The sequence below is a fragment of the Pseudonocardia sp. UM4_GMWB1 genome (assembly GCF_017312155.1).
GTDB classification, from domain to species: Bacteria; Actinomycetota; Actinomycetes; order Mycobacteriales; family Pseudonocardiaceae; genus Pseudonocardia; species Pseudonocardia alni.
This window is the reverse complement of the sequence record NZ_QJPN01000001.1, coordinates 808,410-834,442: the sequence shown is the minus strand read 5'-3', so window position 1 is coordinate 834,442 and position 26,033 is coordinate 808,410. Positions and strand designations below refer to the sequence as shown.

Here is a 26,033-nt window from a genome sequence, read left to right as displayed (position 1 = left end):
CGTTTCCGCCCTCCCGGGGGCGGAGACGTGCGGCTCGATCCCGCAGCTCAGTCCCGCAGGACGGTCACCCCGCGCGGGGGCAGGGTGCCTGCCGGGCCGGCGAGCACCTCCGCCGCGCCGAGGGGCCCCAGGTCGGCGGGGGCGTCGGTCCGGTTGACGACGAACCGGAAGCCGTCGCGGCGGACCAGCTCCACCCGGCCCACCAGCTCGCCGGGCAGCTCGGGGGCGATCCCGGCGGCGGCCAGCAGACGTCGCAGCAGCGGGGCGCGGTCGGCGAGGCGGGTCGGGACGTAGGTCGCCGACCCGTCCCCGACCGGGCGGCGGGTCACCGCGGGCAGCCCGGCGAGGTCCCCCGCGGCCGGGTCGGTACCGCCGCCGGTCCAGCGGGCGAGCACCTCGACGGCCGGGTCCACCACCTGCACGGCCTCGCTCCACAGGTCACCGGTGGAGCCGTCGTCGAGCTCGACGACGGCGCCCGGGTCGAGCGGCGCGAACTCCTCGACCCGGATGCCCAGCAGGTCGCGCAGCGCGCCCGGGTAGCCACCGAGGACGGCGTGCGCGTCGTCGTCGACGGTGCCGGAGAAGTAGGTGGTGACCAGGTGCCCACCGGCCCCGACGTAGGCGGTCAGCGCGGCCGCCCGGTCCGGGCCGACCACGTGCAGCACCGGGGCGACGACCAGCCCGTAGCCGGACAGGTCCGCGTCGGCGGACGTGACGTCGGCCCGCACCCCGGCGTCGAGGAACGCCCGGTACCAGCCGAGTGCCTCGGCCTTGTAGCGCAGCTCGGTGGTCGGGGTGAACGCCTGCTCGGCCGCCCACCACGACGGCCAGTCCCACAGCACCGCGGCCGGCGCGGGGACCCGCCGCGCCCCGGCGACCGGGGCCAGGTCGCGCAGTGTCGCCCCGAGCGCGGTGACGTCGCGGAACAGCGCCGAGGCCGGACCGGCGTGCGGCACCATCGCCGAGTGGAACTTCTCCGCGCCCGCCGCGGACTGGCGCCACTGGAAGAAGCAGAGCGCGTCGGCGCCGTGCGCGAGGTGGGTGAGCGCGTCGCGGGCGAGCTCCCCGGGGCGCTTGGCGCGGTTGACCGGCTGCCAGTTCACCGCCGACGTCGAGTGCTCCATCAGCCACCACGGGTGCCCGCAGGCGAGGTTGCCGGTGAGGTTGGCCGAGAACGACAGCTCGTCGCGGGCGTCCGGACCGGGGAACACGTAGTGGTCGTTGGCGACGATGTCGACCTCGGGCGCCCAGGTCGCGTAGTCCATGCCGCTGGTCTCGCCCATCACCATGAAGTTGGTGGTCACGGGCACGTCCGGGGTGAGTGCGCGCAGCAGGTCCCGCTCCGCGCGCAGGTGGTCGAGCAGGGCGTCGGAGGAGAAGCGGGCGAAGTCGAGCTGCTGGGTCGGGTTCGGGTGGGTGCCCGGGCCGGTGCGGCGCGGGGTGCCGATCTCGTCCCAGTCGCCGTAGTGCTGGGACCAGAACGCGGTGCCCCAGGCGTGGTTGAGCCGGTCGAGGTCGCCGTAGCGGCGCTGCAGCCAGGCCCGGAACGCGACCTGGGCGTCGTCGGAGTGGTCGTGGACGTCGTGGCAGCCCAGCTCGTTGGACACGTGCCAGGCGGCGAGCGCGGGGTGGTCGCCGTAGCGGCGGGCGAGCCGCTCGACCAGAGCGAGGGCGTGGCGGCGGAACACCGGGGAGGTCGGGCGGTGGTGCTGGCGCCCGCCCGGCGCCAGGGTCCGGCCGTCGGCGTCGACGGCGAGGATCTCCGGGTGCCGGTGATGCAGCCACGGCGGGGGTGACGCCGTGCCCGTCGCGAGGTCGACGGCGATCCCGCCCGCGTGCAGCAGGTCCAGCACGTCGTCGAGCCACCCGAGGTCCCAGCGGTCCGGCGCGGGCTGGAGCAGCGCCCAGGAGAAGACGCCCACGGTCGCGACCGTCACGCCTGCCTCGCGCATGAGCGCGACGTCGGACTCCCACACCGCGCGCGGCCACTGCTCGGGGTTGTAGTCGGCCCCGAACTCGATGCGGGGACGGGAGGCACCGGGGGTGCGACGCAACCAGCGGGTCATGCGCCCAGTGTGGCCCGCGATGATGTGCGATGTCGTGCGGATGTGTCCGAGTTCGTGCGGATCAGGTTTCCCCGGGGTTACGGGCGGCGCCAGCGATGGCCCCGCCCCGCGCCGGCGGGGGACGATGCCGCTGCCCGAACCCCGTTCCCGACGACGCGAGCGGCCCGTCCCGACCCGCGCCACCGCGCGGAGAACCGGAGAGCCTGCGTGAGCCCCTCGGAGACCACCGCCCTCGCCCCCGACTCGCTGACCGCGCACTCGGGCGTCGTCAGCGAGAGCGAGCAGAAGGCGCTGCGCGCCGACATCCGGCGGTTGTCGACGATGCTCGGGCGGACGCTGTCCGACGAGTCCGGTCCCGAGGTCCTGGAGCTGGTCGAGCAGGTGCGCCGGGCGGCCCGGGACTCGGCGCGCGGCGAGGCCGGGCCGGACGTCGTCGCGGCCCTGCTCGACGGGATCGACACCGGCACCGCGGTACTGCTGGCGCGGGCGTTCTCCCAGTACTTCCAGCTGGCCAACGTCGCCGAGCAGCTGCACCGGTCCCGTGAGCTGCGGGAACTACGACCGGTCGATGCGCGACCGCTGCGGACGGTGCTGCGCCGCCTGGCCACCGAGGCCGACCCGGACGAGGTCGCCGACGTACTGGCCCGGGCCGAGCTGCGCCCGGTGTTCACCGCGCACCCGACCGAGTCGACCCGGCAGTCGGTGCTGGGCATCCTGCGCCGGATCGTCGACGCCCTCGACGACCGGGCGCCCGACGAGGAGCTCGCCGCGCTGGTCGACCTGCTCTGGCAGACCGACGACATCCGCCCCGGCAAGCCGATGGTGATCGACGAGGCCCGCAACGTCGCCTGGTTCGCGGCCCGGCTCGGCGAGCGGACCGTCCCCGACCTGCTGGGCGAGTTCGCCCGGGAGGCCGCCGAGGCGGGGCTGGAGATCCCCGACGACGCGCGTCCGCTCGTACTGGGGTCGTGGGTCGGCGGCGACCGCGACGGCAACCCCAACGTCACCCCCGCGGTGACCCGCGAAGTGCTGGAGCTGAACGCCGACCGGGCGATCCGGATCCACACCGCGCTGGTGGAGAAGCTGGTCTTCGAGCTGTCGGTGTCGACGCGGGTGATGGGGGTGTCGGAGGAGCTGCGCGGCTCGCTGGCCCGGGACCGCCGCGCACTGCCCGCGGTGCACGACCGCTACATCCGGCTCAACGCGCACGAGCCGTACCGGCTCAAGCTGTCCTACGTCGCGGCCCGGCTGGAGAACACCCGCCGGCGGATCGCGGCCGGCGCCGCGCACGAGCCGGGCGTCGACTACCTGGGGTCGGCCGGCTACCTGGAGGACCTGCTGGTCGTCGACCGGTCGCTGCGCGGCCACCACGGCGCCCGGATCGCCGGCGGCACCCTGGCCCGGGCGATCCGCTCGGCCCGCGCGCTGGGCCTGCACCTGGTCGAGATGGACGTGCGCGAGCACTCGCAGAAGCACCACGACGCGCTCGGCGCGGTGTTCGACGGGCTCGGCGAGCTGGAGAAGCCCTACGCCGAGCTGACCCGCGACGAGCGCCGGGAGCTGCTCTCGGCGGAGCTGCGCAGCAAGCGGCCGCTGCTCCGCCGCCACTACGGCGTGCCCGAGGCCGCCGCGCCGGTGCTGGACCTGTTCGACACGGTGCACGCGCTGCAGCACGAGTTCGGCGACGAGGTCGTGCGGACCTACATCGTCTCGATGGCCCGCGACGTCGACGACTTGCTCGCCGTCGCCGTGCTGGCCCGCGAGGCGTACATGGTCGAGATCGGCGACGACCCGCGTTCTTCGATCGACCTCGTGCCGCTGTTCGAGACCGTGGAGGAGCTGTCCCGGGCCGGGGAGCTGCTGGAGGGGCTGTTGTCGGACCCGGGGTACCGGCAGCAGGTCCGCAACCGCGGTGACCTGCAGGAGATCATGCTGGGGTACTCCGACTCCAACAAGGGCGCAGGGATCACCGCGTCGCAGTGGCAGATCCACCGGGCGCAGCGCCAGCTGCGCGACGTGGCCGCCGAGCACGGGGTTCGGCTGCGGCTGTTCCACGGCCGCGGCGGGTCGGTCGGGCGCGGTGGCGGTCCGGCCGGTGAGGCCATCGCGTCGGCGCCGTTCGGGTCGGTCGACGCCACGATGAAGCTCACCGAGCAGGGCGAGGTCATCTCCGACAAGTACTCGCTGCCCAGCCTGGCGCACGACAACCTGGAGATCCTGCTGGCGTCGATGCTGGACGCGTCGCTGCTGCACCAGGCGTCGCGCTGGCCGGCCGAGACCCTGAGGCGGTGGGACGAGGTCATGGACTGCGTCTCCGAGGCGGCCACCGCGACCTACCGGACGCTCGTCGACGACCCGGGCCTGCCGCTGTTCTTCACCGCGGCGACGCCGGTGGAGGAGCTGGGGCGGCTCAACGTGGGGTCGCGGCCGTCGAAGCGGCCGGGACAGGGCGAGCCGACGCTGGACGACCTGCGGGCGATCCCGTGGGTGTTCGGCTGGACGCAGACCCGGATGGTCGTGCCCGGCTGGTACGGCCTGGGCTCGGGTCTGAAGGCCGCCCGCGAGGCCGGCTACGCCGACGAGCTCGCCGAGATGCGGGAGTGGGCGTTCTTCCGGAACCTGATCGGCAACGTCGAGATGACGCTGGCGAAGACCGACCTGCGGATCGCGTCGAACTACGTCGCGACCCTGGTGGAGCCGGAGCAGCAGGGGCTGTTCGCGCAGATCCGGGCCGAGCACGAACTGACCCGCCGCGAGCTGCTCGCGGTGACCGGGGAGGACCAGCTGCTCGCCCGGCACCCGGTGCTGCGGGGCACGCTGTCGGTGCGCGACACCTACCTCGAGCCGCTGCACCACCTGCAGGTCGAGCTGCTCGCCCAGCGCCGGGCCGCGGGCGACGACCCGGATCCCGACCTGGAGCGCGCCCTGCTGCTGACGATCAACGGGATCGCGGCCGGGATGAAGAACACCGGCTGAGCCCCGGTACCGGGCCGGGCCGGACGCGGGACCGGACCCGGGGCGGCACCGCCGCGGCGCCCGACCGGTACGTTCCGGACATGGAGCACGATCGGAACACACCCGGCCCGGAGGGCCCCGCGACCCGCCGGGTGGTCGCCTGGGTGCTGATCATCGCGCTGGCCGGGCTCCCGCTCAGCTACCTGGCCGGGACCGCGGGCCCGCAGATCGTCGGCGCGCTGGTGGTCGTCGCGCTGCTGGTCGGCGGTGTGGCGTTCTGGCTGCACCGCCGCACCCGCTGACCGGCCACCCGCCGGAACCGGTGCGGCCGCGGGCTGCTGGACTGCCCGGGTGCAGTACCGCCACGCCCCGGCCGCGAACCACGCGGCGCTCGACGCGGTGCTGGCGTCGGCGCCGGGCCGCCCGACCCTCCCGGTACGACTGACCGTCGAGCTCGCCGGCCGCGCCCGCGTCCACCTGCCCGCCGACGTCCCGCTCACCGTGTGGGACCCGTGCTGCGGCGCCGGGGTGACACTCGCCGTGCTGGGCCTGCTCGTCCCCGGCCTCGCGCGGTTGGTGGGCACCGACGCCGACCCCGAGCCGCTCGACCTGGCCCGGCGCAACCTCGCCCTGCTCGACCCGGGCGGCCTCACCGCCCGCGCCGCGGACCTCGAGGCCCTCGCGGCCCGGCACGACAAGCCGTCCTACGCCGACGCCGCGACCGCCGCCCGGGCCCTGGTCCCGGCGAGTACCCCGGCCTGGTCCGTCACCCTCGCCGACGCCCGCGACACCGCCGCCGTGCGTAACGCTCTGGCCGGGGCGGGTCCGTACGGGACCGGCCCGGACCTGGTCCTGGCCGATCTGCCGCACGGGCACCGGACGACATGGGCCGCCTCCCCCACCCGGCCCGGCGGCGCGGCCAGCACCCCGGCCCCCGACGCCGGGCCCGTCCGCGCCGCCGCCGACGACCAGGACCCCGGGGTCGAGTTCCTGCGCGCGGTCGCGACCGCGCTCCGCCCGGACGCCGTGGTCGTGGCCGTCGGGCGTGGGCGGACGGTGCCGCTGCCGGGCGGGGCCCGGCCCCTCGAGCGGGTCCGCGTGGGGCACCGGGCCGCCGTCCTGGTGCGGGCGGGCGCACTGCACGAGGGCTGACGGGGCAGGGCTGCTCGCCACCCTCGCGCCGGGGCAGGGTCGATCGATCCCCGCCGGTGCCTCGCCCCGGCCTCTCGGTTCCGGGGAGGCCCGATCCCCGCAGAACCCTTCACGGGAGGAACTCTCTCCCGCAGAACAGGGGCATGCCGTCGGGGCGACGACGCGCCTCCGCGCCGGCAGGGACCGAGTGCACGGGCACCCCTCTTCTCCGGATTCGCTTACCGGGTAAGCGAATCCGGAGAACCAGCACCCTGCCGTGCCCCCGGGGCGGGCGGGGCCCATGAGCTCCGATCTCCGGGCGAGCCGATACCGGTCACACTGGGTCCCGGACCGACACGGACACCGACGCCGACACCGAGGACACGCCCGTGAGCACGATCGACCTGAACGCCGACCTCGGTGAGTCCTGGGGCCGGTGGACCCTCGGCGACGACGAGGCGATGCTCGGGCTCGTCACCTCGGCGAACGTCGCGTGCGGGTTCCACGCCGGGGACCCCTCGACGCTGCGGGTCACGACCACGGGGGCGGCCGGGGCGGGGGTCGTCGTCGGGGCGCAGGTGTCGTACCCGGACCTGCGCGGATTCGGGCGCCGGTTCCTCGACATCGAGCCCGACGCGCTGACCGACGACGTGCTCTACCAGATCGGCGGCCTCGAGGCCCTGTGCCGTGCCGCGGGTATCCGGGTCCGCTACGTCAAGCCGCACGGCGCGCTCTACAACGCCACACGGACGCACACCGCGCAGGCGCGCGCGGTGGTCCGGGCGGTGCGGGCGTACGACCCGTCGCTGCCGGTGCTCGGGCTGGCCGGGTCCGCGCTGCTCGCGGAGGCCGAGCGGGCCGGGCTGCGCGCGGTGGGCGAGTTCTTCGTCGACCGCGGCTACACCGGTGAGGGCGGGCTCGTGCCGCGCGGCGAACCGGGTGCGCTGCTCGACGACCCCGCGGAGGCGGCCGAACGGCTCGTCCGCGTGGTCGGGACGGGGACGGTGCGCGCGGTCGACGGCAGCGACGTCGCGGTCCGTGCCGAGTCCGCCTGCCTGCACGGCGACTCCCCCGGCGCCGTCACGACCGCCCGACGGGTCCGTGACGAGCTCGCCCGGGCCGGGATCGCCGTCGCACCGTTCGTGTGAGCGATGATCGGGTCATGACGAACGACCCGCACGCCTGGCTCGAGGACGTCACCGGCACCGAGGCCCTGGAATGGGTGTCGCAGCGCAACGCCCGCACCGAGGCGCGGCTGACCGGCACCCCGCTGTTCGCCGAGCTGGAGTCGGGGATCCGCGAGGTCCTCGACTCCCGCGACCGGATCCCGTTCGTCACCGCCCGCGGCGGGCACTACTACAACTTCTGGACCGACGAGCAGCACCCGCGCGGCCTGTGGCGGCGCACCACCCCGGAGTCCTACCGGAGCGCCGACACCGAGTGGGAGGTGCTGCTCGACGTCGACGCGCTCAACGCGGCCGAGGGCGAGAACTGGGTCTGGCACGGTGCCCGTTTCCTGCGCCCGGACCTCGACCGCGCGCTGGTCGACCTGTCCCGCGGTGGCGCCGACGCCGACGTCACGCGCGAGTTCGACCTCCCGACCCGCAGCTTCGTCGACGGCGGGTTCTCCCGTCCCGAGGCGAAGGGCGGGATGAGCTGGATCGACCGCGACACCGTCTACCTGTCGACCGACCTCGGTCCGGGCACCATGACGACCTCGGGCTACCCGCGTACGGTGCGGCGGCTGCGCCGCGGCGAGGCCCTGGAGTCCGCCGAGCTGGTCTACGCCGGCGAGGAGACCGACCTCAGCATCTCGGCGTTCCGTGACCACACCCCCGGCTTCGAGCGGGACTTCCTGCGCCGGGCGCTGGCCTTCTACGCCGACGAGCTCCACCTGATCGGCGCGGACGGGACCCTCACCAAGATCGACGTACCGGACTCCGCGATGACCGACGTGCACCGCGAGTGGTGCACCGTCGAGCTGCGCGAGGACTGGGGCTCGTTCACCGCGGGCTCCCTGCTCGCCGCCCGCTTCGACGACGTCCTGGCCGGCGCCCCCTCGTGGGAGGTGCTGTTCGAGCCCACCGACTCCTCCTCGCTCGCCGGGTACGCCTGGACCCGCCACCACCTCGTGCTCGACGTGCTGGAACACGTCGTCGACCGGCTCGTCGTGCTCACCCCGGGCGAGCAGGGCTGGACCCGCGCGCCGTTCACCGGGGCACCGGAGTTCGGCAGCGTCACCGTCGCCGCGGTCGACGCCGACGAGAGCGACGACGTCTGGCTGATCGTCACCGACTACCTGACCCCGTCGACGCTGTCGATCGCGACGGTCGGCGAACAGCCCCGCCCGCTGCGCAGCGCGCCCGCGTTCTTCGACGCGTCCCGCCACGTCATCGAGCAGCACTTCGTGTCCAGCGAGGACGGCACCCGGGTCCCGTACTTCCTGGTCCGGCGCAACGACCTGCCCTTCGACGGCTCCGCCCCCACCCTGCTCTACGGCTACGGCGGCTTCGAGATCCCCATGACCCCCGGCTACTCCGGTGGCACGGGCCGGTCCTGGCTGGAGCGCGGCGGGGTGTACGCGGTCGCGAACCTGCGCGGCGGCGGCGAGTACGGGCCGCGCTGGCACCGGGCGGCGCTGCGCGAGAAGCGGCCGCGGGCCTACGAGGACATGGCCGCCGTCGCCCGGGACCTGATTGACCGCGGCGTCACCTCGCGGGCTCACCTCGCCGTGCAGGGCGGCAGCAACGGCGGCCTGATGGCCGGGAACATGCTGGTCCGCTACCCGGAGCTGTTCGGCGCGGTGGTCATCCAGGTGCCGCTGCTGGACATGAAGCGCTACAGCTACCTGCTCGCCGGTGCCTCCTGGATGGCCGAGTACGGCGACCCGGACACCGACGACTGGGAGTTCATCCGGACGTTCTCGCCGTACCACCTGATCGACGACACGGCCGACTACCCGCCGACGATCCTGCTGACCTCCACCCGCGACGACCGGGTGCACCCCGGCCACGCCCGCAAGTTCACCGCCGCGCTGGAGGCCGCCGGCCACGAGGTGGCCTACTACGAGAACATCGAGGGCGGGCACGGCGGCGCCGCGGACAACGCGCAGGCCGCGAGGATGGCCGCACTGGCCTACGGATTCCTGTGGGAGAAGCTGGCATGAGCGACGTCGTGATCAGGGTGCGGGGCGAGCACGAGCGGCAGGTGCCCGCCGAGCGCGGCACCGCGCTCGTCGTCGTGGAGGCGCAGGGGCCCGAGGCCGCCCCGGTGCGGGCGGAGGTCGAGCGCGGCACCGCGGCGCTCGTCGCCGACGTGCGCGGCCTGCACGACCCCGACGCCGGGCCGGTCCGGCGCTACGTCGTCGACCAGGCCCGCAGCTGGGTCGAGCAGCCCTCCTTCGAGGGGCGCCCGCAGCCGCCGGTGCACCACGCGTCGGTGTCGGTGTCGGTGGAGTTCGACGACGTCGCCCGGCTCGGCGCGTGGCTGTCCGGTGTGGGCCGGTTCACCGGTGCGCAGGTCCAGGGGATCACCTGGGACCTGGCCCGCGACCACCGCCGCGGGGTCGAGCGCGCGGCCCGGCAGGACGCGCTGCGCCAGGCCGTCGAACGCGCCCAGGACTACGCCGACGCCCTGGACCTGGGCACCGTCGCCCCGCGCTCGGTCGCCGACACCGGGATGCTCGGCACCCGGGCGGTCGCGATGAGCGCCCGGGCCGTCAGCGCGCCCGGCGGCTGGGGCGCCGAGTCCGCCGACGGCGGGCTCGGGACGCTGCTCGCCCCGGACGACATCACCGTCCGGGCCGAGGTGGAGGCCGAGTTCGTGGTCCGGCCGGGCTGCTGACGCCCGGGCCGGGCTCAGCCCTCCCGGGCGGCGATCTCGCCGTGCTCGGTGCGCAGCTCCCGCTTGAGGATCTTGCCGCTGGGGTTCTTGGGGAGGGCGTCGGCGAACACGACGTACTTGGGCCGCTTGTAGCCGGCGAGCTTGTCCTTCGCGTGCGCGTCGACCTGCTCGCGGGTCAGCGTCACCCCCTGCTTCGGGACGACGACCGCGGTGACGGCCTCGATCCAGTGCGGGTGGCTGACGCCGAACACGGCGACCTCGGCGACCCCGTCGAGCAGGTAGAGCGCCTCCTCCACCTCGCGGGAGGCCACGTTCTCCCCACCGGTCTTGATCATGTCCTTCTTGCGGTCGACGACGGACAGGTACCCGTCGGCCGTCATCACGCCCAGGTCGCCGGAGTGGAACCAGCCCCCGGCGAACGCCTCGGCGGTCTTCTCCTCGTTCTCGTAGTACCCCAGCGTCACGTGCGGGCTGCGGTGCACGATCTCGCCGACCTCACCCGGCGGGACCTCGTTCCCGGCGTCGTCGACGACCCGGGTCTCGACGTTCAGCGACGCCCGCCCGGCCGACCCGGCGTGGCTGAGCTGCTCGTCCGGACCCAGCAGGGTCGCCAGCGGCGAGGTCTCGGTCTGGCCGTAGAAGTTCCACAGCCGCACCTCCGGCAGTCGCCGGGACAGCTCCTGCAGCACCTCGACCGGCATGGCCGCGGCGCCGTAGTAGCCCTTGCGCAGGCTCGACAGGTCCCGGGTGTCGAAGTCCGGGTGGCGCAGCAGCGAGATCCACACCGTCGGCGGGCAGAAGAGCTTGGTGACCCTCTCCCGCTCGATGGTCTCCAGCAGCCGGGCCGGGTCCGGCGACGGGAGGATGATGCTGGTGGCGCCCAGGTAGACGTCGACGGACAGGAAGCAGTCCAGCTGCGCGCAGTGGTAGAGCGGCAGCGAGTGCAGCTCGACGTCGTCGTGCTCCATGCCCCCGTCGACGACGCACGACACGTACTGGCTGATCAGCGACCGGCTCGGCAGCATGACGCCCTTGGGCCGGGACTCGGTGCCGGAGGTGTACATGAGACGCAGCGGGTCGTCGTCGGCGATGTGCACGTCGGGCTCGCCGGGGTCGCCGTCGCCGCCGATCCAGGCGTCCAGGTCGGCCCAGTCCCCGGTCGGCGCCTGCCCGGACAGCCCGATCCGGGCCCGGACCGACGCCGGCTCCGACGACTGCGCGAGCGCCTTCTCCCCGGTGGCGGCCAGCGCGTCCTCGACGACGAACGCCGTCGCCCCGGAGTGGTCGAGGATGAACGCGATCTCCTCGGCGTTCAGCATGAAGTTGATCGGCACGAGTACGACGCCGAGCCGCGCGGTGGCGTAGACGAGCACCGCGAACTGGCGGCAGTTGTGCGAGAGCAGCGCGAGCCGGTCGCCCTTGGCCAGCCCCTGCTCCGCCAGGGCGGCGGCGCACCGGTTCACCGCCGCGTCGAACTCGGCGAACGTCCAGCGGGTGTCGCCGTCGACGACCGCGGTCTTGCCCGGATACCGGACGGCCGTGCGGTGCAGGAGGTCCCCGAGCGAGTGCCGTCGCGCCCGCTGGATCGCCGCGGCGGTCTGCTCACTGAACCCGGTAGCGCCGTTGCCCATGGCGGCATCCTGCCCGAGGACACCCCCACAGTCACGTACGACTGTTCTCCCCGGATCCGACGGGCGCGGCGGTGTCCTGGGCGTGCTCGGCCGGCACGCAGACGCCGGTCGGCTCGTCCCGTCCGCGCAGCGTCACCGACTCCCCGGCCCGCCACCGCGCAGCCTCCGCACCGGCGGCGTCGACGGCCCGCGCGGACGCGACGACCATCCCCGGCACGGACTTCGCCAGCTCGGTGAGCCGGGCGGCCTCGTTCACCGGGTCGCCGATCACGGTGTACTCGTAGCGGCGCGGGTCCCCGATGTTGCCGGCCACGGCGTCGCCCGCGGACACGCCGATCCCGGCCTCGGCCTCGGGCATCTCCTCGGCCAGGCGGGCGCCCAGGCAGCGGGCGGCGCTCAGCGCGGCGCCGGGGGCGTCGTCGAGGTCGAGCGGGGCACCGAAGACCGCGAGCGCGGCGTCGCCCTCGAACTTGTTGATCCACCCGCCGGCCTGCTCGACGCACTCGACGACCACCCCGAAGAAGCGGTTCAGCACCGCCACGACCTCCTCCGGCGGGCGGCGGGCGGCCATCGTCGTCGAACCGACGAGGTCGACGAACAGCACGGCGACCGGGCGCACCTCGCCGCCGAGCCGGATGCCGTCGCCGCGCGCCGAGGCGGCCTCGGCGACGTCGCGACCGACGTGGCGGCCGAACAGGTCGCGGATCCGCTCCCGCTCGCGCAGGCCCTCGACCATGCTGTTCGTCCCGGCCTGGAGCTGGCCGAGCTCGGTGTTGTCGTAGACGGGCAGGCGGACGTCGAGGTCGCCGTCCTGCACCCGGGCCAGCGCGCGGCGCACGGCCAGCACGGGGTCGGCGATGGCGCGGGCGGCCCCGAGCGTCGTGATCAGCCCGACCCCGATCGCCGTGCCGCCCAGCGCGAGCATGGTGACCGCGAGCTGGGTGGGTGAGGAGTCGCCGAACACCAGCGCGACGAGCCCGGCCAGCATGATCCCGGAGATCGGGACCGCGGTGCCGAGCGCCCAGAACCCGACCGAGCGCAGCATGACCCCGGTGACCAGGCGACGCCGCTTCGGCGGCCGTCCGGACAGCACCCGGGCCGCGGCACGGCGCAGCATCCGCTCGACCAGCAGGTAGGACAGCGACGACGTGGTCACGCCGCCGATCAGCACGGTGGCGGTGACCGAGAAGCCCAGCCGGCCGGAGTAGCGCAGGTTCAGGAAGCAGAACAGGACCGCGGCCACCATCCACAGCAGCGCGACCATCGACGAGATGCGGGCGGGCGCCCGCAGGACCAGCGCTCGCTCGTCGGCCTGCGGATCCCGCGAGGAGCGGCGCAGGGTCAGCTTCCGGCGGCCGAACCAGATCCCGACCGGGACGGCGACGAGCAGGTAGATCCCGAGCACGACGAGGTTGACCAGACGGATCTCGACGGCGTCGAGCAGCTGCTCACGCGGCAGCACGAAGGCCGCGATGACCAGCACCACGGCCGCGCCGATGACGTTCGCCGACGCCACGACGAGGGCGAGCAGGGCCCGTACCGGCAGCCCGACGACCTGACGGCCCGGCCGCGTCGCGGGTCGCTGCGCATCCATGGGCCGGAGTCTAGGCCGATCGAGTGAGCCGGGCCGCCGGAGATCGGGACCGGTGGGTGGAGAGCCGATCTCCACCCGGGGTCGGTCCCCGGGTGGATCCGGGAGGGGGTCCGCGCGCGGGACCGTCGTCGGGTCCGATCCGCCGTACTCCGGAGGCACCGATGGCCCCGACCACCACACCGACGGCCGCACCGTCGGCCACCGCCCCCACGGGCCGCGGCGCCGTGCTGCGGCAGACCGTGGGCTCGCTGCTGGTGGACGCGGCGCTGCCCTACCTCGTCTACGTCGTGCTGACCGGGCAGGGCATGTCCGACGTCGCGGCGCTGGCCTGGTCCGCGCTGCCGCCCGCGCTGAACGTGCTGGTGCAGGCGGTGCGGCACCGCAGGCTCAACCCGGTCGGGGTGATCGTGCTGGTCACCATCGCGGCCGGTCTGGCGACGTCGCTGCTCAGCGGCGACGCCCGGTTCGCCGTGGCCCGCGACGCGATCCAGAGCGTCGCGTTCGGGCTGCTGCTCGCCGGGTCGCTGGTGGTCGGGCGCCGGCCGCTGGTGTTCCACGTGTGCCGGTTCTTCGGCAGTGCCCAGCGCCCCGACCTGCCGGAGCTGATGGAGCGCCAGTGGGCGGCCAACCCGGTGTTCCGCCGGACGCTGCGCCGCGCGACGGGCGTCGCCGCGTGCGTGATGACGCTGGAGGCGACCCTGCGGATCACCCTGGCCTACACGCTGGCACCGGTGGTGGCGTTGCCGATCCTGTCGGTGCAGTCGATCGTGGTGTGGACGGGCCTGTCCGCGCTGCTGGTGGTCAGCGTGAGGCGGGCGGCGCGGGCGGGCCGGTGACCTCCAGCAGGTCCCGCAGCCGCCCCCGGTCGGCGCCGACGACGACCGACACCCGGCTCGCGCCCGGGCCCGGCACCGCGGTCACGCACGCAGCCCCGCGAGCCGCCCGGCCGCCTTCTCCAGCACGTCGTCGCGCTTGCAGAACGCGAACCGCACGAACGGCCGGTACGCCCGCGCCGCGTCGGGCGACGGGCAGAACACCGACACCGGGACGGCGGCGACCCCGCACAGCCCGGGCAGCTTCCACGCCAGGTCGACGCCGTCGTCGAACCCGAGGGGGCGCGGGTCGGCGACCACGAAGTACGTCCCGCGAGGGGTGAGCACGTCGAACCCGGCCGCCCGCAGCCCGGCGGACAGCAGGTCCCGCTTGCGGGCCAGGTCCGCGGTGAGGCCGGTGTAGAAGTCGTCGCCCAGGGCCAGCGCGTGCGCGACGGCGGGCTGCAGCGGGGCGCCGCCGTGGAAGGTGAGGAACTGCTTGACCGCCCGCGGCGCGGCGACGAGCTCCGGCGGGCCGTGCACCCAGCCGACCTTCCAGCCGGTCACCGAGAACGTCTTGCCCGCCGAGGAGATCGTGAGGGTGCGGTCGGCGAGTCCGGGCAGCGACGCCATCGGCACGTGCCGGGCGTCGTCGAAGACCATGTGCTCGTACACCTCGTCGGTGACGACGACGGCGTCGTGCGCGACGGCGAGCTCCCCGACCCGGGTCAGCTGGTCGCGGGTGAGCACGGCGCCGGTCGGGTTGTGCGGGGTGTTGACCAGCACCACCCGGGTGCGGTCGGAGAACGCGCCGGCCAGCGCGTCGTCGTCGAAGCCGAAGTCGGGCGGGAGCAGCGGCACGGTCCGCAGCGTGGCACCGGCCAGCGCGACGGCGGCGGCGTAGGAGTCGTAGGCGGGCTCGAAGGCGACGACCTCGTCGCCGGGGCCGCAGAGCCCGAGCAGGGTCGCGGCGATCGCCTCGGTCGCCCCCGTCGTGACCACGACGTCGGCCGGGTCGACCTCGAGGCCGTACCAGCGGCGCTGGTGCGCGGCGACGGCCTCGCGCAGCGCGGGTACGCCCGGGCCGGGCGGATACTGGTTCAGGCCGCGCTCGGTGATGTTGGCGGCGGCGTCGGCGAGCAGGGAGGCCGGACCGTCGGTGTCCGGGAAGCCCTGGCCGAGGTTGATCGCACCGGTCTCGACCGCGAGGCGGGAGATCTCGGTGAAGATCGTCGAGGTGAACGGGCGCATGCGCTCGACCAGCATGGGCCCGACACTATCCGGGTGGGCGGGTGGCGCAGCTCCTGATCGAGGGTCTGCGCGAACCCGTGCCGGTCCGCGGACGCCGGTGGGTTCCACCGCGCCGGGACGAGCTCCTCCGCCCGAACCTAGTCGAGTCCGCGGACGATGTGGGACTCGTCGTCGTGCTGCTCGTCGGTCTCGATCGAGATGTCCTCGTTCATCGCATGGCCTCCTCACGGATGTCGGATGACGAATGATGGACACAGAGGAAGACGTCCGTCATCGGGAGAACGTTGCTGTACCGGCCTGTGGACCGATCCAGAATCACCCGACCGGGTGAGCAGACCTGCCCACCCGGTCGGGGTCGTTCCTCGTCCATGCGTCAGGTCTACCCGCCGATGCGGCCGACCAGGTGGAGCTTGTGCGCGTCCTTGACGCTGCGCAGGGCCAGTCCCCACGCGCCGCCTGCGGCCTGCTCGGTCACGAGCTCGGTCCTCGCCGGGAGCAGCACCGGCTTGCGGAACACGACGTCGTAGGTGCAGGCGTCGGGGACCCGGCCCTCCAGCGCCGCGGCGGCGTGCGCCGCGGTCCACATGCCGTGCGCGATCGCCCGCGGGAAGCCCATCGCCTTCGCGGTGAGCGGGTGCAGGTGGATCGGGTTCACGTCACCGGAGACGGCCGCGTAACGGCGCCCGATGTCGCCCGGGACCCGCCACAGCGCGTTCGCCGGACCGGTGGGCACCGGCGGCTCGGCGATGTCGGCCGTGCCGTCGCCGCCCTCCGGGCCGTCCGGGGCCGTCGCCCCGCGGGCCAGGTAGGTGCTGCGGCCCTCCCAGACGGTCTCCCCGCCCGCGGAGACCTCGCCGATCAGATCCACCTGCGCACCCTTGGGGTGGCGGGTGAACCGCTCGGCCCACACCCGGACGTCGAGCGTCTCGGTCGGGGAGATCGCCCGGTGCACGGTGATCCGGTTGGCGATGTGCACCAGTCCGGGCAGCGGCAGCGGGAACGACCGGCCGGCCATCAGCACGACCTGCAGCGGGAAGGTCAGCATGTGCGGGTAGGTCACCGGCAGCGCGTTGCCGATCCGCAACCCGCAGACCCGGGCATAGTCGGCGAGGTGCCGCTGCTCGACGGTGACGCCGCGGCGGACCAGCTCGGTCGCGGGCAGCGACCGGCCGGAGCCGCCGGGCAGCGCCGCCCGGGCGGCCGCGGAGGCGTAGTACGGCCCCAGCGACGGCGGGCCGGGCAGCTCGGTGACCTTCCGGTCCTCGGCCACGGTCATCAGGCCCCCAGCATCGACTGGCCGCAGACCCGCACGACCTGCCCGTTGAGCCCGCCGGACTCGGCGCGGCCGAACCAGCCGATGGCCTCGGCGACGTCGACCGGCAGCCCGCCCTGCTTGAGCGAGTTGATCCGGCGGCCGCCCTCGCGGGTGGCGACGGGCATCGTCGCGGTCATGTCGGTCTCGATGAACCCGGGTGCGACGGCGTTGATCGTCGCGCCGCGCTCGGCGAACCGCGGGGCGAGCGCCCGGACCATGCCGATCACGCCGGCCTTGGAGGCGGCGTAGTTGGTCTGGCCGCGGTTGCCCGCGATGCCCGACTGCGACGACACGCAGACCACGCGGCCGGCCTCGTGCAGCGGGGAGCCCTTCGCCAGCAGCGCCTCGTTGATCGTCAGCTGGGCGCCCAGGTTGACCGCGAGCACCGAGTTCCACCGGTCCTCGGTCATGTTCGCGAGCAGCTTGTCGCGGGTGATGCCCGCGTTGTGCACCACGATGTCGACGCCGTCGTGCCGGTCGGCGAGGTGCGAGAGCAGCCGGTCCGCCGCGTCCGACGCGGTGATGTCCAGCTGCAGCGCGGTGCCGCCGGTGCGGTTCGCGGTGCGGGCCAGGCCCTCCCCGGCCGCCGGGATGTCGACGGCGACGATGCTCGCCCCGTCGCGGGCGAGGGTGTCGGCGATGGCCGCGCCGATGCCCCGTGCCGCCCCGGTGACCACCGCGACGCGCCCGGCGAGCGGCTGCTCCTCGGCGCGCGGGTCGTCGACCTCGCCCGGCTCGCGTGGCTGCCCCACCGGAGCGGCCACGTGGGCGACCTGCCCGTCGACGTAGGCCGAGCGGGCGGAGAGGAAGAACCGGACCGAGGAGTCGATCGCGGCCGGGGTGACGTCGGCGGCGACGACGAGCAGGTTCGCCGTCGCGCCGAACCGCAGCTCCTTGCCGATCGAGCGGACCAGGCCGTCGAGCGACTGGGCGACGGCGGCCGCCTCGGCCCCGGACGCCTCGGCGGGCTCGGCGCCGATCAGCAGCACCCGGCCCGAGGGCCCGAGCCGCTTCACCGCGGGGGTGAGGATCTGCTGGGCGGCGGCGAGGTCGGCCAGCGTCCGCGCTCCCGACAGGTCGACGACGACGCCGTGCAGCCGGTCCTCACCGACCGCCGTGAGCGCGGGGACCCCCTGCTCCTCGACGAACGCGGTGACGGCCTTCGCGAAGCGTGACTCGCCGACCGACGCGACGAGTACCGGGCCGGCCAGCAGCGGGTCCCCGGGGCGGTGCCGGCGCAGCGTCGGCACCGTGGGCAGCCCCAGCTGCTTGGCGATGCCGGTGTTGGACAGGGTCGCGAGCAGGTCGCTCATGCCTTCTTCGCCTCCAGGATCGCGACGACGCCCTGGCCGCCCGCGGCGCAGATCGAGATCAGGCCGCGCTGGTCCTTCTTCTCCGTGTCGGCCTTCTCCCGCAGGAGCTTCGCCAGGGTGGCGACGATCCGCCCGCCGGTCGCGGCGAACGGGTGCCCCGCGGCGAGCGAGGAGCCCGCGACGTTGAGCTTCGCGTCGTCGACGGCGCCCAGCGGCGCGTCGAGGCCCAGGCGCTCCTTGCAGAAGCGCGGGTCCTCCCAGGCCTTGCGCTGCACGAGCACGACCGAGGCGAACGCCTCGTGGATCTCGTACAGGTCGAAGTCCTGCAGGGACAGGCCGTTGCGCTCGAGCATCCGCGGGACGGCGAACACCGGCGCGGTGAGCAGCCCGTCCGGGCCGTGCACGTAGTCCACGGCCGAGGTCTCGGCGTCGACGACGTGGGCCAGCACCGGCAGCTTGTGCTCGGCGGCCCACTCGTCGGAGCCGAGCAGGACGAGCGCGGCGCCGTCGGTCAGCGGGGTCGAGTTGCCCGCCGTCATCGTGGCGTCCGGGCCCTTCCCGAAGACCGGCTTGAGCTTCGCGAGTTTCTCCACCGAGGAGTCCGCGCGCAGGTTGTTGTCGCGGGTCAGCTTCAGGTAGGGCGTGACGAGGTCGTCGAAGAAGCCGCGGTCGTAGGCGGCGGCCAGGTTGTGGTGGCTGCGCGCGGTCAGCTCGTCCTGCTCGGTGCGGCCGATGCCCCACTCCAGCGCGGTGCGCGCCGCGTGCTCGCCCATCGACAGGCCGGTGCGCGGCTCGGAGTTCTCCGGGATGTCCGGGACGATCTGGCCCGGCCGCAGCTGCCCGACCAGCTTGAGCCGGTCCACCGCCGTCTTCGCGGCGTTGAGCCTGACCAGTACGCGACGCAGGTCGTCGTTCAGCGCGATCGGGGCGTCGGACGCGGTGTCCACACCGCCGGCGACGCCGGACTCGATCTGGCCGAGCGCGATCTTGTTGGCGACGGCGATCGTCGCCTCCAGCCCGGTCCCGCAGGCCTGCTGCACGTCGTAGGCCGCGGTGGCCGGGCTCAGCCGGGAGCCGAGGACCGCCTCGCGGGTGAGGTTGAAGTCGCGGGAGTGCTTGAGCACGGCGCCGGCCACGACCTCGCCCAGACGCTCGCCCGCCAGCCCGAAGCGGGCCACCAGACCGTCGAGCGTGGTGGTGAGCATGTCGAGGTTCGAGGCGGAGGCGTAGGCACCGTTGGCCCGCGCGAACGGGATGCGGTTGCCGCCGATGACGGCGGCGCGCCGGGTGCTGGCTGGCATGGGGGTCGTCCCTCCTGGATCGGGTCCCGCCCCACCCGATCGGGTCGCCGCGCTGCACGCGGCTCCGGGCGGGCGGAGCATCAGCTCGTGGTTCGTCGTTACCACGGGGTAGCCGGTACTCAAGGTACACGGTACTATGGGTTTCGTGAAGGCCGGACGGGACAGACGCGACAGCCGATGGGACGCCCACCGCGAGCAGCGGCGGGTGGCACTCGTCGGGTCCGCGATCGGGGCCATCCGCCGGCACGGCGCCGGCATCGGGATGGATGAGATCGCTGCGTCCGCCGGGACCAGCAAGACCGTGATCTACCGGCACTTCGGCGACCGGGCCGGCCTCTACACCGCGATCTGCGAGTCGGTGGCCGGCGTCCTGCTGGCCGAGGTCCGGCGGGCCACCGCCGATGCCCTGTCCGACGCGGGCCGCGGGCCGCGGGAGGCCGTCGCGGCCGGGATCGACGCCTACCTCAGGCTGATCGAGATCGACCCGGAGCTGTACCGGTTCGTGGTACAGCGACCACTGCTCACCCAGGGCACCACCCGGCGCGCCCCCACCGCCGACAGCGGCCGTACCGGGACGAGCGACCCGGTCAACGACCTCGTGACCGTGATCGGCGACGAGGTGGCGGTGGTCATCGCCGGCAACCTCGGCACCCCGACGGGGACCGGCACCGACCCGCGGGCCGCGGCCCGCATCTGGGGCCACGCGATCGTCGGCCTCGTCCGGGGGGCGGCCGACGACTGGCTCGCCCGCCCCGACGGCACCCCCCGCGAGCGGATCGCCACCCATCTCACCGACCTGGCCTGGTCCGGACTGTCCGGCCTGGCATCGCACGTGCAGCAGGAGGTTCAGCCATGACCCGCAGCACCCTTCCGAGCCCCGACGCCGTCCCCGCCGAGGCGCTCCGCACCGTCGTCGACGGGCGCTGGGCCCGGGCCCGGCAGGAGACCCGCGAACAGCTGGCAGCCAACGCCGAGATGCGCGCGGACCCCGACCTGACCTCGGCGCAGTACCGCGAGTGGATCACCGACTCGCTGAAGTTCCTGACCTCCTCGGGCCGCCCGCACACCGGGTTCGACCCCTCGGTCGGCGGCCAGGGCGACGTCGGCGGGGTCGTCGCCGCGTTCGCGATGCTCGCCTACGGAGACCTGTCGCTACTGGTCAAGGCCGGTGTGCAGTGGGGACTGTTCGGCGGCGCGGTCCAGGTGCTCGGCACCGAGCGGCACCACGAGCAGTACCTCCGCAAGATCATCGACGGCGAGCTGCTCGGCTGCTTCGCGATGACCGAGACCGGGCACGGCTCGGACGTCCAGCACCTGCACACCACCGCGACCTACGACCGGGAGGCGGGCGAGTTCGTCGTCCACACCCCGTACCCGCAGGCCCGCAAGGAGTACATCGGCAACGCCGCGCGGGACGGCCGGATGGCGGTCGTGTTCGCCCAGCTGATCACCGGCGACGAGAAGCCCGGCGTGCACGCCTTCCTCGTGCCGCTGCGCGACAGCGACGGCAGGGCCCTGCCCGGCGTGCAGATCGGCGACGACGGCCGCAAGGCCGGCCTCAACGGCGTCGACAACGGACGGCTGGCCTTCGACCACGTCCGCATCCCGCGGGAGAACCTGCTCAACCGCTTCGCCGACGTCGCCCCGGACGGGACGTACTCGTCGTCGATCGAGAACGAGACGGCGCGGTTCTTCTCCATGCTCGGCACGCTGGTCCGCGGCCGTATCTCGGTGGCGGGCGGCGCCGGCGCGGCGACCGAGAAGGCGCTCACCCTGGCCGTGCGCTTCGGCGAGCGCCGTCGCCAGTTCGCCAACCCGGCGACCGGCGAGGAGATCGCCGTCCTCGACTACCTCGCCCACCAGCAGAAGCTGCTGCCCGCGCTGGCGACGACGTTCGCCCTGCACTTCACCCAGGACGACCTGGTCCAGCGGATGCACGACATCCAGGCCCCGGGCGCCGGACCGGTCGGCGCACGCGAGCAGCGCACGCTGGAGCAGTCCGCCGCCGGGATCAAGGCGATCGCGACCTGGCACGCCACGCACACCATCCAGACCTGCCGGGAGGCCTGCGGCGGCGCGGGCTACCTGGAGGAGAACCTGCTGCCCGCCCTCAAGGCGGACACCGACGTGTTCACCACGTTCGAGGGCGACAACACGGTCCTGCTCCAGCTGCTGGCCAAGGAGCTGCTGTCGGACTACGGCCGCACGATCAAGAAGGGCAACCCGCTCGAGATCGCGCCGCTGCTCGGCCGTCAGCTCGCCGGGGTACTGGCCGAGCGGACCGGGGCCGCGTCGCTCACCCGGCGGCTCCCGTTCCGCGGGATCGACCTGACCGACCGCACGCGCCGCCGGGAGCTGCTGGCCGTCCGTCGCGAGGACACCCTGGCCGCCGCGATCCGCAACCTGGCCCCGGCCATGCGCACGGGCAACGACGAGTTCGCCGTCTTCAACTCCGCGCAGGACCTGCTGCTCACCGCGGCCCGCGCGCACGTGGACACGCTGGTGGAGGCGTCGTTCGCGGACAAGCTCGTGACCGTCGACGACCCCGCGGTGCGCGCGCTGCTGGAGCGGGTCTACGACCTGCACGTGCTCACCGTGATCGACCGCGAGCGGGCCTGGTACCTGGAGACCGGCCGGCTCACCGCGGCCGAGTCCCGCTCGATCCGTCCGCTGGTCAACGGACTGTGCGCCGAGCTGCGTCCGCACGCCCGGACCCTGGTCGACGGCTTCGGCGTCCCGGACGAGTGGCTGGCCTGCCCGATGCTCGACGACGAGGCGTGGGCCCCGGCCCCCGGCCGTCCGGCCGAGCCGCTCACCGACCAGGTCGAGACGGGCTGACCCGGACCACACGTCCCGGCCACGACGGACGGCCGGCCCCGGAGATCCGGGGCCGGCCGTCCGTCGTCGGGCGTGGGTCAGGCCTCGAAGCCCAGGGCGTCGACGACCGCACCGATGGTCGACGACAGGTCGGCGACGGTGCCGTCGACGACCTCGGCGATCGGGGTGATCTCGGCGGCGTTGGCGGTACCGGTGAGACCCAGCATCACCAGCGGGGCGGCCACGGCCGCGGTGGCCAGACCGGCGATACGACGCTTGTCCATGGTGGTCCCTTCCTTCGGGGGAGCTTCCGTACGCCCCGAGGGTGGGAGACCGGAGCCTCCGATTTCCAGGTTCCGGCGGTACCTGTAACCGACCGCTTACATCGATACGTGTGCCGTCATCTGTCGGACACAACGACGGAGACGGTGATCACCAGTAAAACCTGGACAACAAATATCCTGGATATTTAGTGTCCAGATCATGCGGATGGGACAGGGCGTCGAGTGGGCGCTGCACTGCTGCCTGAACCTGGCCTGGGTCGGCGACGCCGTCCCCGGCGCCCGGCTCGCCGGGTTCTACGACCTCCCGCCCGCGTACCTCAACAAGCAGCTCCAGGCCTTGGTCCGGGCCGGGGTGTGCGAGTCCGTGCCCGGCCCACGGGGCGGGTTCCGGCTCGCCCGGCCCGCGGACGAGGTGTCCCTGCTCGACGTCGTCGTCGCGGTCGAGGGACCGGAGGACGCGTTCCGCTGCACCTCGATCCTCGGCGCGGCGCCGGGCGGGGACCCGTCGCTCGACTACTCCGGCCACTGCGCGATCTCGCTGTCCATGCGCTCGGCCGAGCTCGCCTGGCGCCGCGAGCTGGCCGGCCGCTCGCTCGCCGAGGTCGCCGCGGACGTCGTCCGCACCGCCCCGGACGCGCCGCAGCACGTCCGGGCCGCGCTCGCACCGTGATCGCACCACCCACGACACCGTCCACGAACGCCACCGACCCGAAGGGGACCGTCATGGAACCGCGCATCTCCCGGCCCTACCGCCACGTCCCGGACGGCTACCGCGCCCTGACGGCGCTGGAGGCCTCCACCCGCGACGACGCCGTCCTCCCCCGCACCGTGCAGGAGCTCGTACGACTGCGGGCGTCGCAGATCAACGGCTGCGGCTTCTGCGTGGACATGCACTCGCACGACGCACTGGACTCCGGCGAGGCCGTCGAGCGCCTGTTCTCCGTGGCCGCCTGGCGGGAGGCCCCGTGGTTCACCCGCCAGGAGCGGGCCGCGCTGGCCCTCACCGAGGAGGTGACCCGGCTGGCCGACCGACCCGATGCCGTCCCGGACGCGGTGTGGGACGAGGCCGCCGCGGTGTTCGACGAGCGGGCCCTGACCCTGCTGGTCACCACGGTCGCGACGATCAACGCCTGGAACCGGATCAGCGTCGCCACCCGGCAGATCGCGGGAAGCCACCGGCGCGCTGCGGCCGCGGGACGTCCGTGACCTTCCCCGCGCAACGGCGGACCGGCTGGGCACGGCGTCGCACGCTGGGGCAACATCGTTCCCGTGCCCCGTACGCGTGGGTGATCTGCCCCGTTCCGCCGTCGTCGTGTTCCAGATGAGGTGCCCGTGTCCCCCACCCCGGTCAACAGCGCCCCGATCCACCCCCCGGTCGACACCGAGGAGTCCGATCTGCGCGTCTCGGAGCGGAAGACCTCCGCCGCCGGGGCGAAGGCTGTTGCGATCTCCATGAAGCGCTCCCTCGCCGAACAGGGCGTGGTGAAGACCGCCAAGAACCTGCTCACGATGAACCAGGTCGACGGCTTCGACTGCATGAGCTGTGCCTGGCCGGACCCGGCCCCGGGCGAGCGGCACACCGCCGAGTTCTGCGAGAACGGCGCGAAGGCCGTGTCCTGGGAGGGCGACCGCCGCCGGGTCACCCCGGAGTTCTTCGCCGAGCACTCCATCGCCGACCTGCGTGACCGCAGCGCGCACTGGCTGGAGAGCCAGGGCAGGCTGACCCACCCGATGGTCCGCCGGGCCGGCGGCACGCACTACGAGCCCATCTCGTGGGACGACGCGTTCGACCTGGTCGGGACCCACCTGCGCGCCCTGTCGAGCCCGGACGAGGCGCTGTTCTACACCTCCGGCCGGGCCTCGAACGAGGCCGCGTTCGTCTACCAGCTGTTCGCCCGCGCCTACGGCACGAACAACCTGCCCGACTGCTCCAACATGTGCCACGAGTCGACCTCGGTCGGCCTGGCCGAGGCGATCGGCGTCGGCAAGGGGTCGGTCTCGCTGCAGGATCTGCACGACGCCGACCTGATCGTCATCTCCGGACAGAACCCGGGCACCAACCACCCGCGCATGCTGTCGGCGCTGGAGACGGCCAAGAAGAACGGCGCGCGGATCCTCGCGGTCAACCCGCTGCCCGAGGCCGGGCTGTTCAAGTTCGACAACCCGCAGACCCCGCGCGGCATGTCCGGCATCGGCACCCACCTGGCCGACGAGTTCCTGCAGATCCGCAGCAACGGCGACCTCGCGCTGTGGCAGGCGTTCGGGCACCTCCTGCTCGCCGCCGAGGACCGCAACCCGGGCAACGTGCTGGACCGCGACTTCATCGAGCGGCACACGAACGGCTTCGAGGCCTACGCCGCGCACGTGAAGGACCTGGACCGCGACGCCGTCGTCGCCGCGACCGGGCTCACCTGGGGCGAGATCGAGAAGGCCGCGGAGATGCTCGCGACCTCGAAGCGGATCGTGAACTGCTGGGCGATGGGCATCACCCAGCACCGCAACGCCGTCGCCACCATCAAGGAGATGGTGAACGTCGCCCTGCTCCAGGGCATGATCGGCAAGCCGGGCGCGGGCCTGTGCCCGGTCCGTGGCCACTCGAACGTGCAGGGCGACCGCACGATGGGCATCTGGGAGCGGGTCGCGGACAGCTTCCTCGACGCGATCCGCGACGAGTTCGGCTTCGAGCCGCCCCGCGAGCACGGCCACGACTCGGTCGCGGCCGTGCAGGCGATGGCCGACGGGCGGGCGAGCGTGTTCGTCGGCCTGGGCGGCAACTTCTCCCAGGCGATGTCGGACACCGGCGTCACCGAGCCGGCGCTGGAGCGCTGCGCGCTGACCGTCCAGATCTCGACCAAGCTGAACCGGTCGCACGTCGTCGCCGGGACCGACGCGCTGATCCTGCCCGCGCTGGGCCGCACCGAGAAGGACCTGACCGGCGGCCGGGCCCAGCGGGTCACCGTCGAGGACTCGATGTCGGCGGTGCACGCCTCGCACGGCCGCTCCGAGCCGGCCGGTGAGCTGCTGCGTTCCGAGGTCGACATCCTGTGCGGGATCGCGCGGGCCACCCTCGGCGCGGACCACCTCGTCCCGTGGGCCGAGTTCGCGGCCGACTACGACCGCATCCGCGACCGGATCGGCCGGGTCGTCCCGGGCTGTGAGGCCTACACCGAGAAGGTCGCCCGCTCCGGCGGGTTCACCCTCGCCCACCCGCCGCGGGACAGCCGCACCTTCCCGACGGCGTCGGGCAAGGCGGAGTTCACCGTCAGCCCACTGGAGGTGCTGACGCTCCCCGAGGGGCGCCTGGTCCTGCAGAGCCTGCGTAGCCACGACCAGTTCAACACCACGATCTACGGCCTGGACGACCGCTACCGCGGCATCCACTCCGGCCGCCGGGTCGTGTTCATCTCCGACGCCGACCTGCGTGAGCTGGGCTTCGCCGACGGCGACCGGGTGAATCTGGTCAGCGAGTGGACCGACGGCAGCGAGCGGCGCGCGGACGACTTCCGGCTGGTGTCGTACTCGACGCCGAAGGGCTGCATCGCCGCGTACTACCCGGAGACGAACCCGCTGATCCCGCTCGAGTCGTACGCGGACGGCTCGCGCTGCCCGACCTCGAAGTGGGTGCAGGTCCGGCTGGAGCCCGCCACCCGGTGATCGACGTGTGAGCGCGCTCACCCGTCCGGTGATCTCCGGACGGAATCGGCGTCACCCCTCGTGAGG

General features: G+C 73.8%; 21 protein-coding genes. 13 read left to right on the top strand and 8 right to left on the bottom strand.

Features of this window, described 5'->3' with window-relative positions:
- Positions 1 to 47: 47 nt before the first annotated feature.
- On the bottom strand, positions 48 to 2,066 hold the full coding sequence (locus DMP15_RS04135) for a beta-galactosidase (RefSeq protein ID WP_337825473.1): 2,019 nt from the start codon (positions 2,064 to 2,066) through the stop codon (positions 48 to 50).
- A 207-nt stretch (positions 2,067 to 2,273) separates the two neighbouring features.
- Between DMP15_RS04135 and ppc the strand changes: the two genes are divergently transcribed.
- The 6 genes from ppc to DMP15_RS04105 all read left to right on the top strand — a co-directional run bounded on the left by ppc (position 2,274) and on the right by DMP15_RS04105 (position 9,995).
- A complete protein-coding gene (gene ppc / locus DMP15_RS04130) occupies positions 2,274 to 5,042 on the top strand; it encodes a phosphoenolpyruvate carboxylase (protein WP_337825472.1) in 2,769 nt (922 codons plus the stop codon).
- An 80-nt stretch (positions 5,043 to 5,122) separates the two neighbouring features.
- A complete protein-coding gene (locus DMP15_RS04125) occupies positions 5,123 to 5,323 on the top strand; it encodes a hypothetical protein (protein WP_062398523.1) in 201 nt (66 codons plus the stop codon).
- Between the two features lie 49 nt (positions 5,324 to 5,372).
- Positions 5,373 to 6,173: an rRNA methyltransferase gene (locus DMP15_RS04120; protein ID WP_337825471.1), complete on the top strand. Its 801-nt coding sequence runs from the start codon at positions 5,373 to 5,375 to the stop codon at positions 6,171 to 6,173.
- A 368-nt stretch (positions 6,174 to 6,541) separates the two neighbouring features.
- The gene (locus DMP15_RS04115) at positions 6,542 to 7,300 is read left to right on the top strand and encodes a LamB/YcsF family protein (protein WP_337825470.1); all 759 of its coding nucleotides are present in this window, start codon (positions 6,542 to 6,544) and stop codon (positions 7,298 to 7,300) included.
- A 14-nt stretch (positions 7,301 to 7,314) separates the two neighbouring features.
- Positions 7,315 to 9,318, top strand: coding sequence for a prolyl oligopeptidase family serine peptidase (locus DMP15_RS04110; RefSeq protein ID WP_083658825.1), 2,004 nt, complete (start codon positions 7,315 to 7,317; stop codon positions 9,316 to 9,318).
- A complete protein-coding gene (locus tag DMP15_RS04105; RefSeq protein ID WP_337825469.1) occupies positions 9,315 to 9,995 on the top strand; it encodes an SIMPL domain-containing protein in 681 nt (226 codons plus the stop codon). The genes DMP15_RS04110 and DMP15_RS04105 overlap by 4 nt, the downstream gene beginning before the upstream one ends.
- A 14-nt stretch (positions 9,996 to 10,009) precedes the next feature.
- On the opposite strand, the gene DMP15_RS04100 is transcribed toward DMP15_RS04105, so the two are convergent.
- Positions 10,010 to 11,626 carry an acyl-CoA synthetase gene (locus DMP15_RS04100; RefSeq protein ID WP_073576807.1) on the bottom strand — a complete coding sequence of 539 codons (1,617 nt, stop codon included), beginning with the start codon at positions 11,624 to 11,626 and terminating at the stop codon, positions 10,010 to 10,012.
- Between the two features lie 31 nt (positions 11,627 to 11,657).
- Complete coding sequence (locus DMP15_RS04095) at positions 11,658 to 13,220, bottom strand: adenylate/guanylate cyclase domain-containing protein (protein WP_073576808.1); 1,563 nt, start codon at positions 13,218 to 13,220, stop codon at positions 11,658 to 11,660.
- A gap of 161 nt (positions 13,221 to 13,381) precedes the next feature.
- Between DMP15_RS04095 and DMP15_RS04090 the strand changes: the two genes are divergently transcribed.
- The gene (locus DMP15_RS04090) at positions 13,382 to 14,056 is read left to right on the top strand and encodes a VC0807 family protein (protein WP_073576809.1); all 675 of its coding nucleotides are present in this window, start codon (positions 13,382 to 13,384) and stop codon (positions 14,054 to 14,056) included.
- 81 nt (positions 14,057 to 14,137) lie between these two features.
- On the opposite strand, the gene DMP15_RS04085 is transcribed toward DMP15_RS04090, so the two are convergent.
- Positions 14,138 to 15,298: a pyridoxal phosphate-dependent aminotransferase gene (locus DMP15_RS04085; protein WP_073576810.1), complete on the bottom strand. Its 1,161-nt coding sequence runs from the start codon at positions 15,296 to 15,298 to the stop codon at positions 14,138 to 14,140.
- A gap of 26 nt (positions 15,299 to 15,324) precedes the next feature.
- On the opposite strand from DMP15_RS04085, the gene DMP15_RS04080 reads away from it, so the two are divergent.
- Complete coding sequence (locus tag DMP15_RS04080; protein ID WP_073576811.1) at positions 15,325 to 15,531, top strand: hypothetical protein; 207 nt, start codon at positions 15,325 to 15,327, stop codon at positions 15,529 to 15,531.
- 131 nt (positions 15,532 to 15,662) lie between these two features.
- Here the strand turns inward: DMP15_RS04080 and DMP15_RS04075 are convergent, their stop codons facing one another.
- Genes DMP15_RS04075 through DMP15_RS04065 form a run of 3 tightly spaced genes read right to left on the bottom strand, consistent with a single transcriptional unit; the run spans position 15,663 to position 19,212 of the window.
- Positions 15,663 to 16,559, bottom strand: a complete 897-nt coding sequence (locus DMP15_RS04075; protein ID WP_073576812.1) for a MaoC family dehydratase — start codon at positions 16,557 to 16,559, stop codon at positions 15,663 to 15,665.
- Positions 16,559 to 17,911 (bottom strand): 3-oxoacyl-ACP reductase, encoded by a 1,353-nt coding sequence (locus tag DMP15_RS04070; RefSeq protein WP_073576813.1) that lies wholly within the window; start codon positions 17,909 to 17,911, stop codon positions 16,559 to 16,561. Before DMP15_RS04070 ends, DMP15_RS04075 begins: the two co-directional genes overlap by 1 nt.
- Complete coding sequence (locus DMP15_RS04065; protein ID WP_073576814.1) at positions 17,908 to 19,212, bottom strand: acetyl-CoA C-acetyltransferase; 1,305 nt, start codon at positions 19,210 to 19,212, stop codon at positions 17,908 to 17,910. The genes DMP15_RS04070 and DMP15_RS04065 overlap by 4 nt, the downstream gene beginning before the upstream one ends.
- Positions 19,213 to 19,348: 136 nt before the next feature.
- Here DMP15_RS04065 and DMP15_RS04060 point away from each other — a divergent pair, with 136 nt between their 5' ends.
- Complete coding sequence (locus DMP15_RS04060; protein WP_073576815.1) at positions 19,349 to 20,068, top strand: TetR family transcriptional regulator; 720 nt, start codon at positions 19,349 to 19,351, stop codon at positions 20,066 to 20,068.
- A complete protein-coding gene (locus tag DMP15_RS04055) occupies positions 20,065 to 22,050 on the top strand; it encodes an acyl-CoA dehydrogenase family protein (RefSeq protein ID WP_073576816.1) in 1,986 nt (661 codons plus the stop codon). Before DMP15_RS04060 ends, DMP15_RS04055 begins: the two co-directional genes overlap by 4 nt.
- Before the next feature lie 77 nt (positions 22,051 to 22,127).
- Here DMP15_RS04055 and DMP15_RS04050 read toward each other — a convergent pair whose 3' ends face one another.
- Positions 22,128 to 22,313, bottom strand: coding sequence for a hypothetical protein (locus tag DMP15_RS04050; protein WP_073576817.1), 186 nt, complete (start codon positions 22,311 to 22,313; stop codon positions 22,128 to 22,130).
- 199 nt (positions 22,314 to 22,512) lie between these two features.
- Here DMP15_RS04050 and DMP15_RS04045 point away from each other — a divergent pair, with 199 nt between their 5' ends.
- The 3 genes from DMP15_RS04045 to DMP15_RS04035 all read left to right on the top strand — a co-directional run bounded on the left by DMP15_RS04045 (position 22,513) and on the right by DMP15_RS04035 (position 25,967).
- Complete coding sequence (locus DMP15_RS04045; RefSeq protein ID WP_073576818.1) at positions 22,513 to 22,983, top strand: RrF2 family transcriptional regulator; 471 nt, start codon at positions 22,513 to 22,515, stop codon at positions 22,981 to 22,983.
- A 53-nt stretch (positions 22,984 to 23,036) separates the two neighbouring features.
- Positions 23,037 to 23,519 (top strand): carboxymuconolactone decarboxylase family protein, encoded by a 483-nt coding sequence (locus tag DMP15_RS04040; RefSeq protein ID WP_073576936.1) that lies wholly within the window; start codon positions 23,037 to 23,039, stop codon positions 23,517 to 23,519.
- A 126-nt stretch (positions 23,520 to 23,645) separates the two neighbouring features.
- The gene (locus DMP15_RS04035; RefSeq protein ID WP_083658826.1) at positions 23,646 to 25,967 is read left to right on the top strand and encodes an FdhF/YdeP family oxidoreductase; all 2,322 of its coding nucleotides are present in this window, start codon (positions 23,646 to 23,648) and stop codon (positions 25,965 to 25,967) included.
- Positions 25,968 to 26,033: the final 66 nt, after the last annotated feature.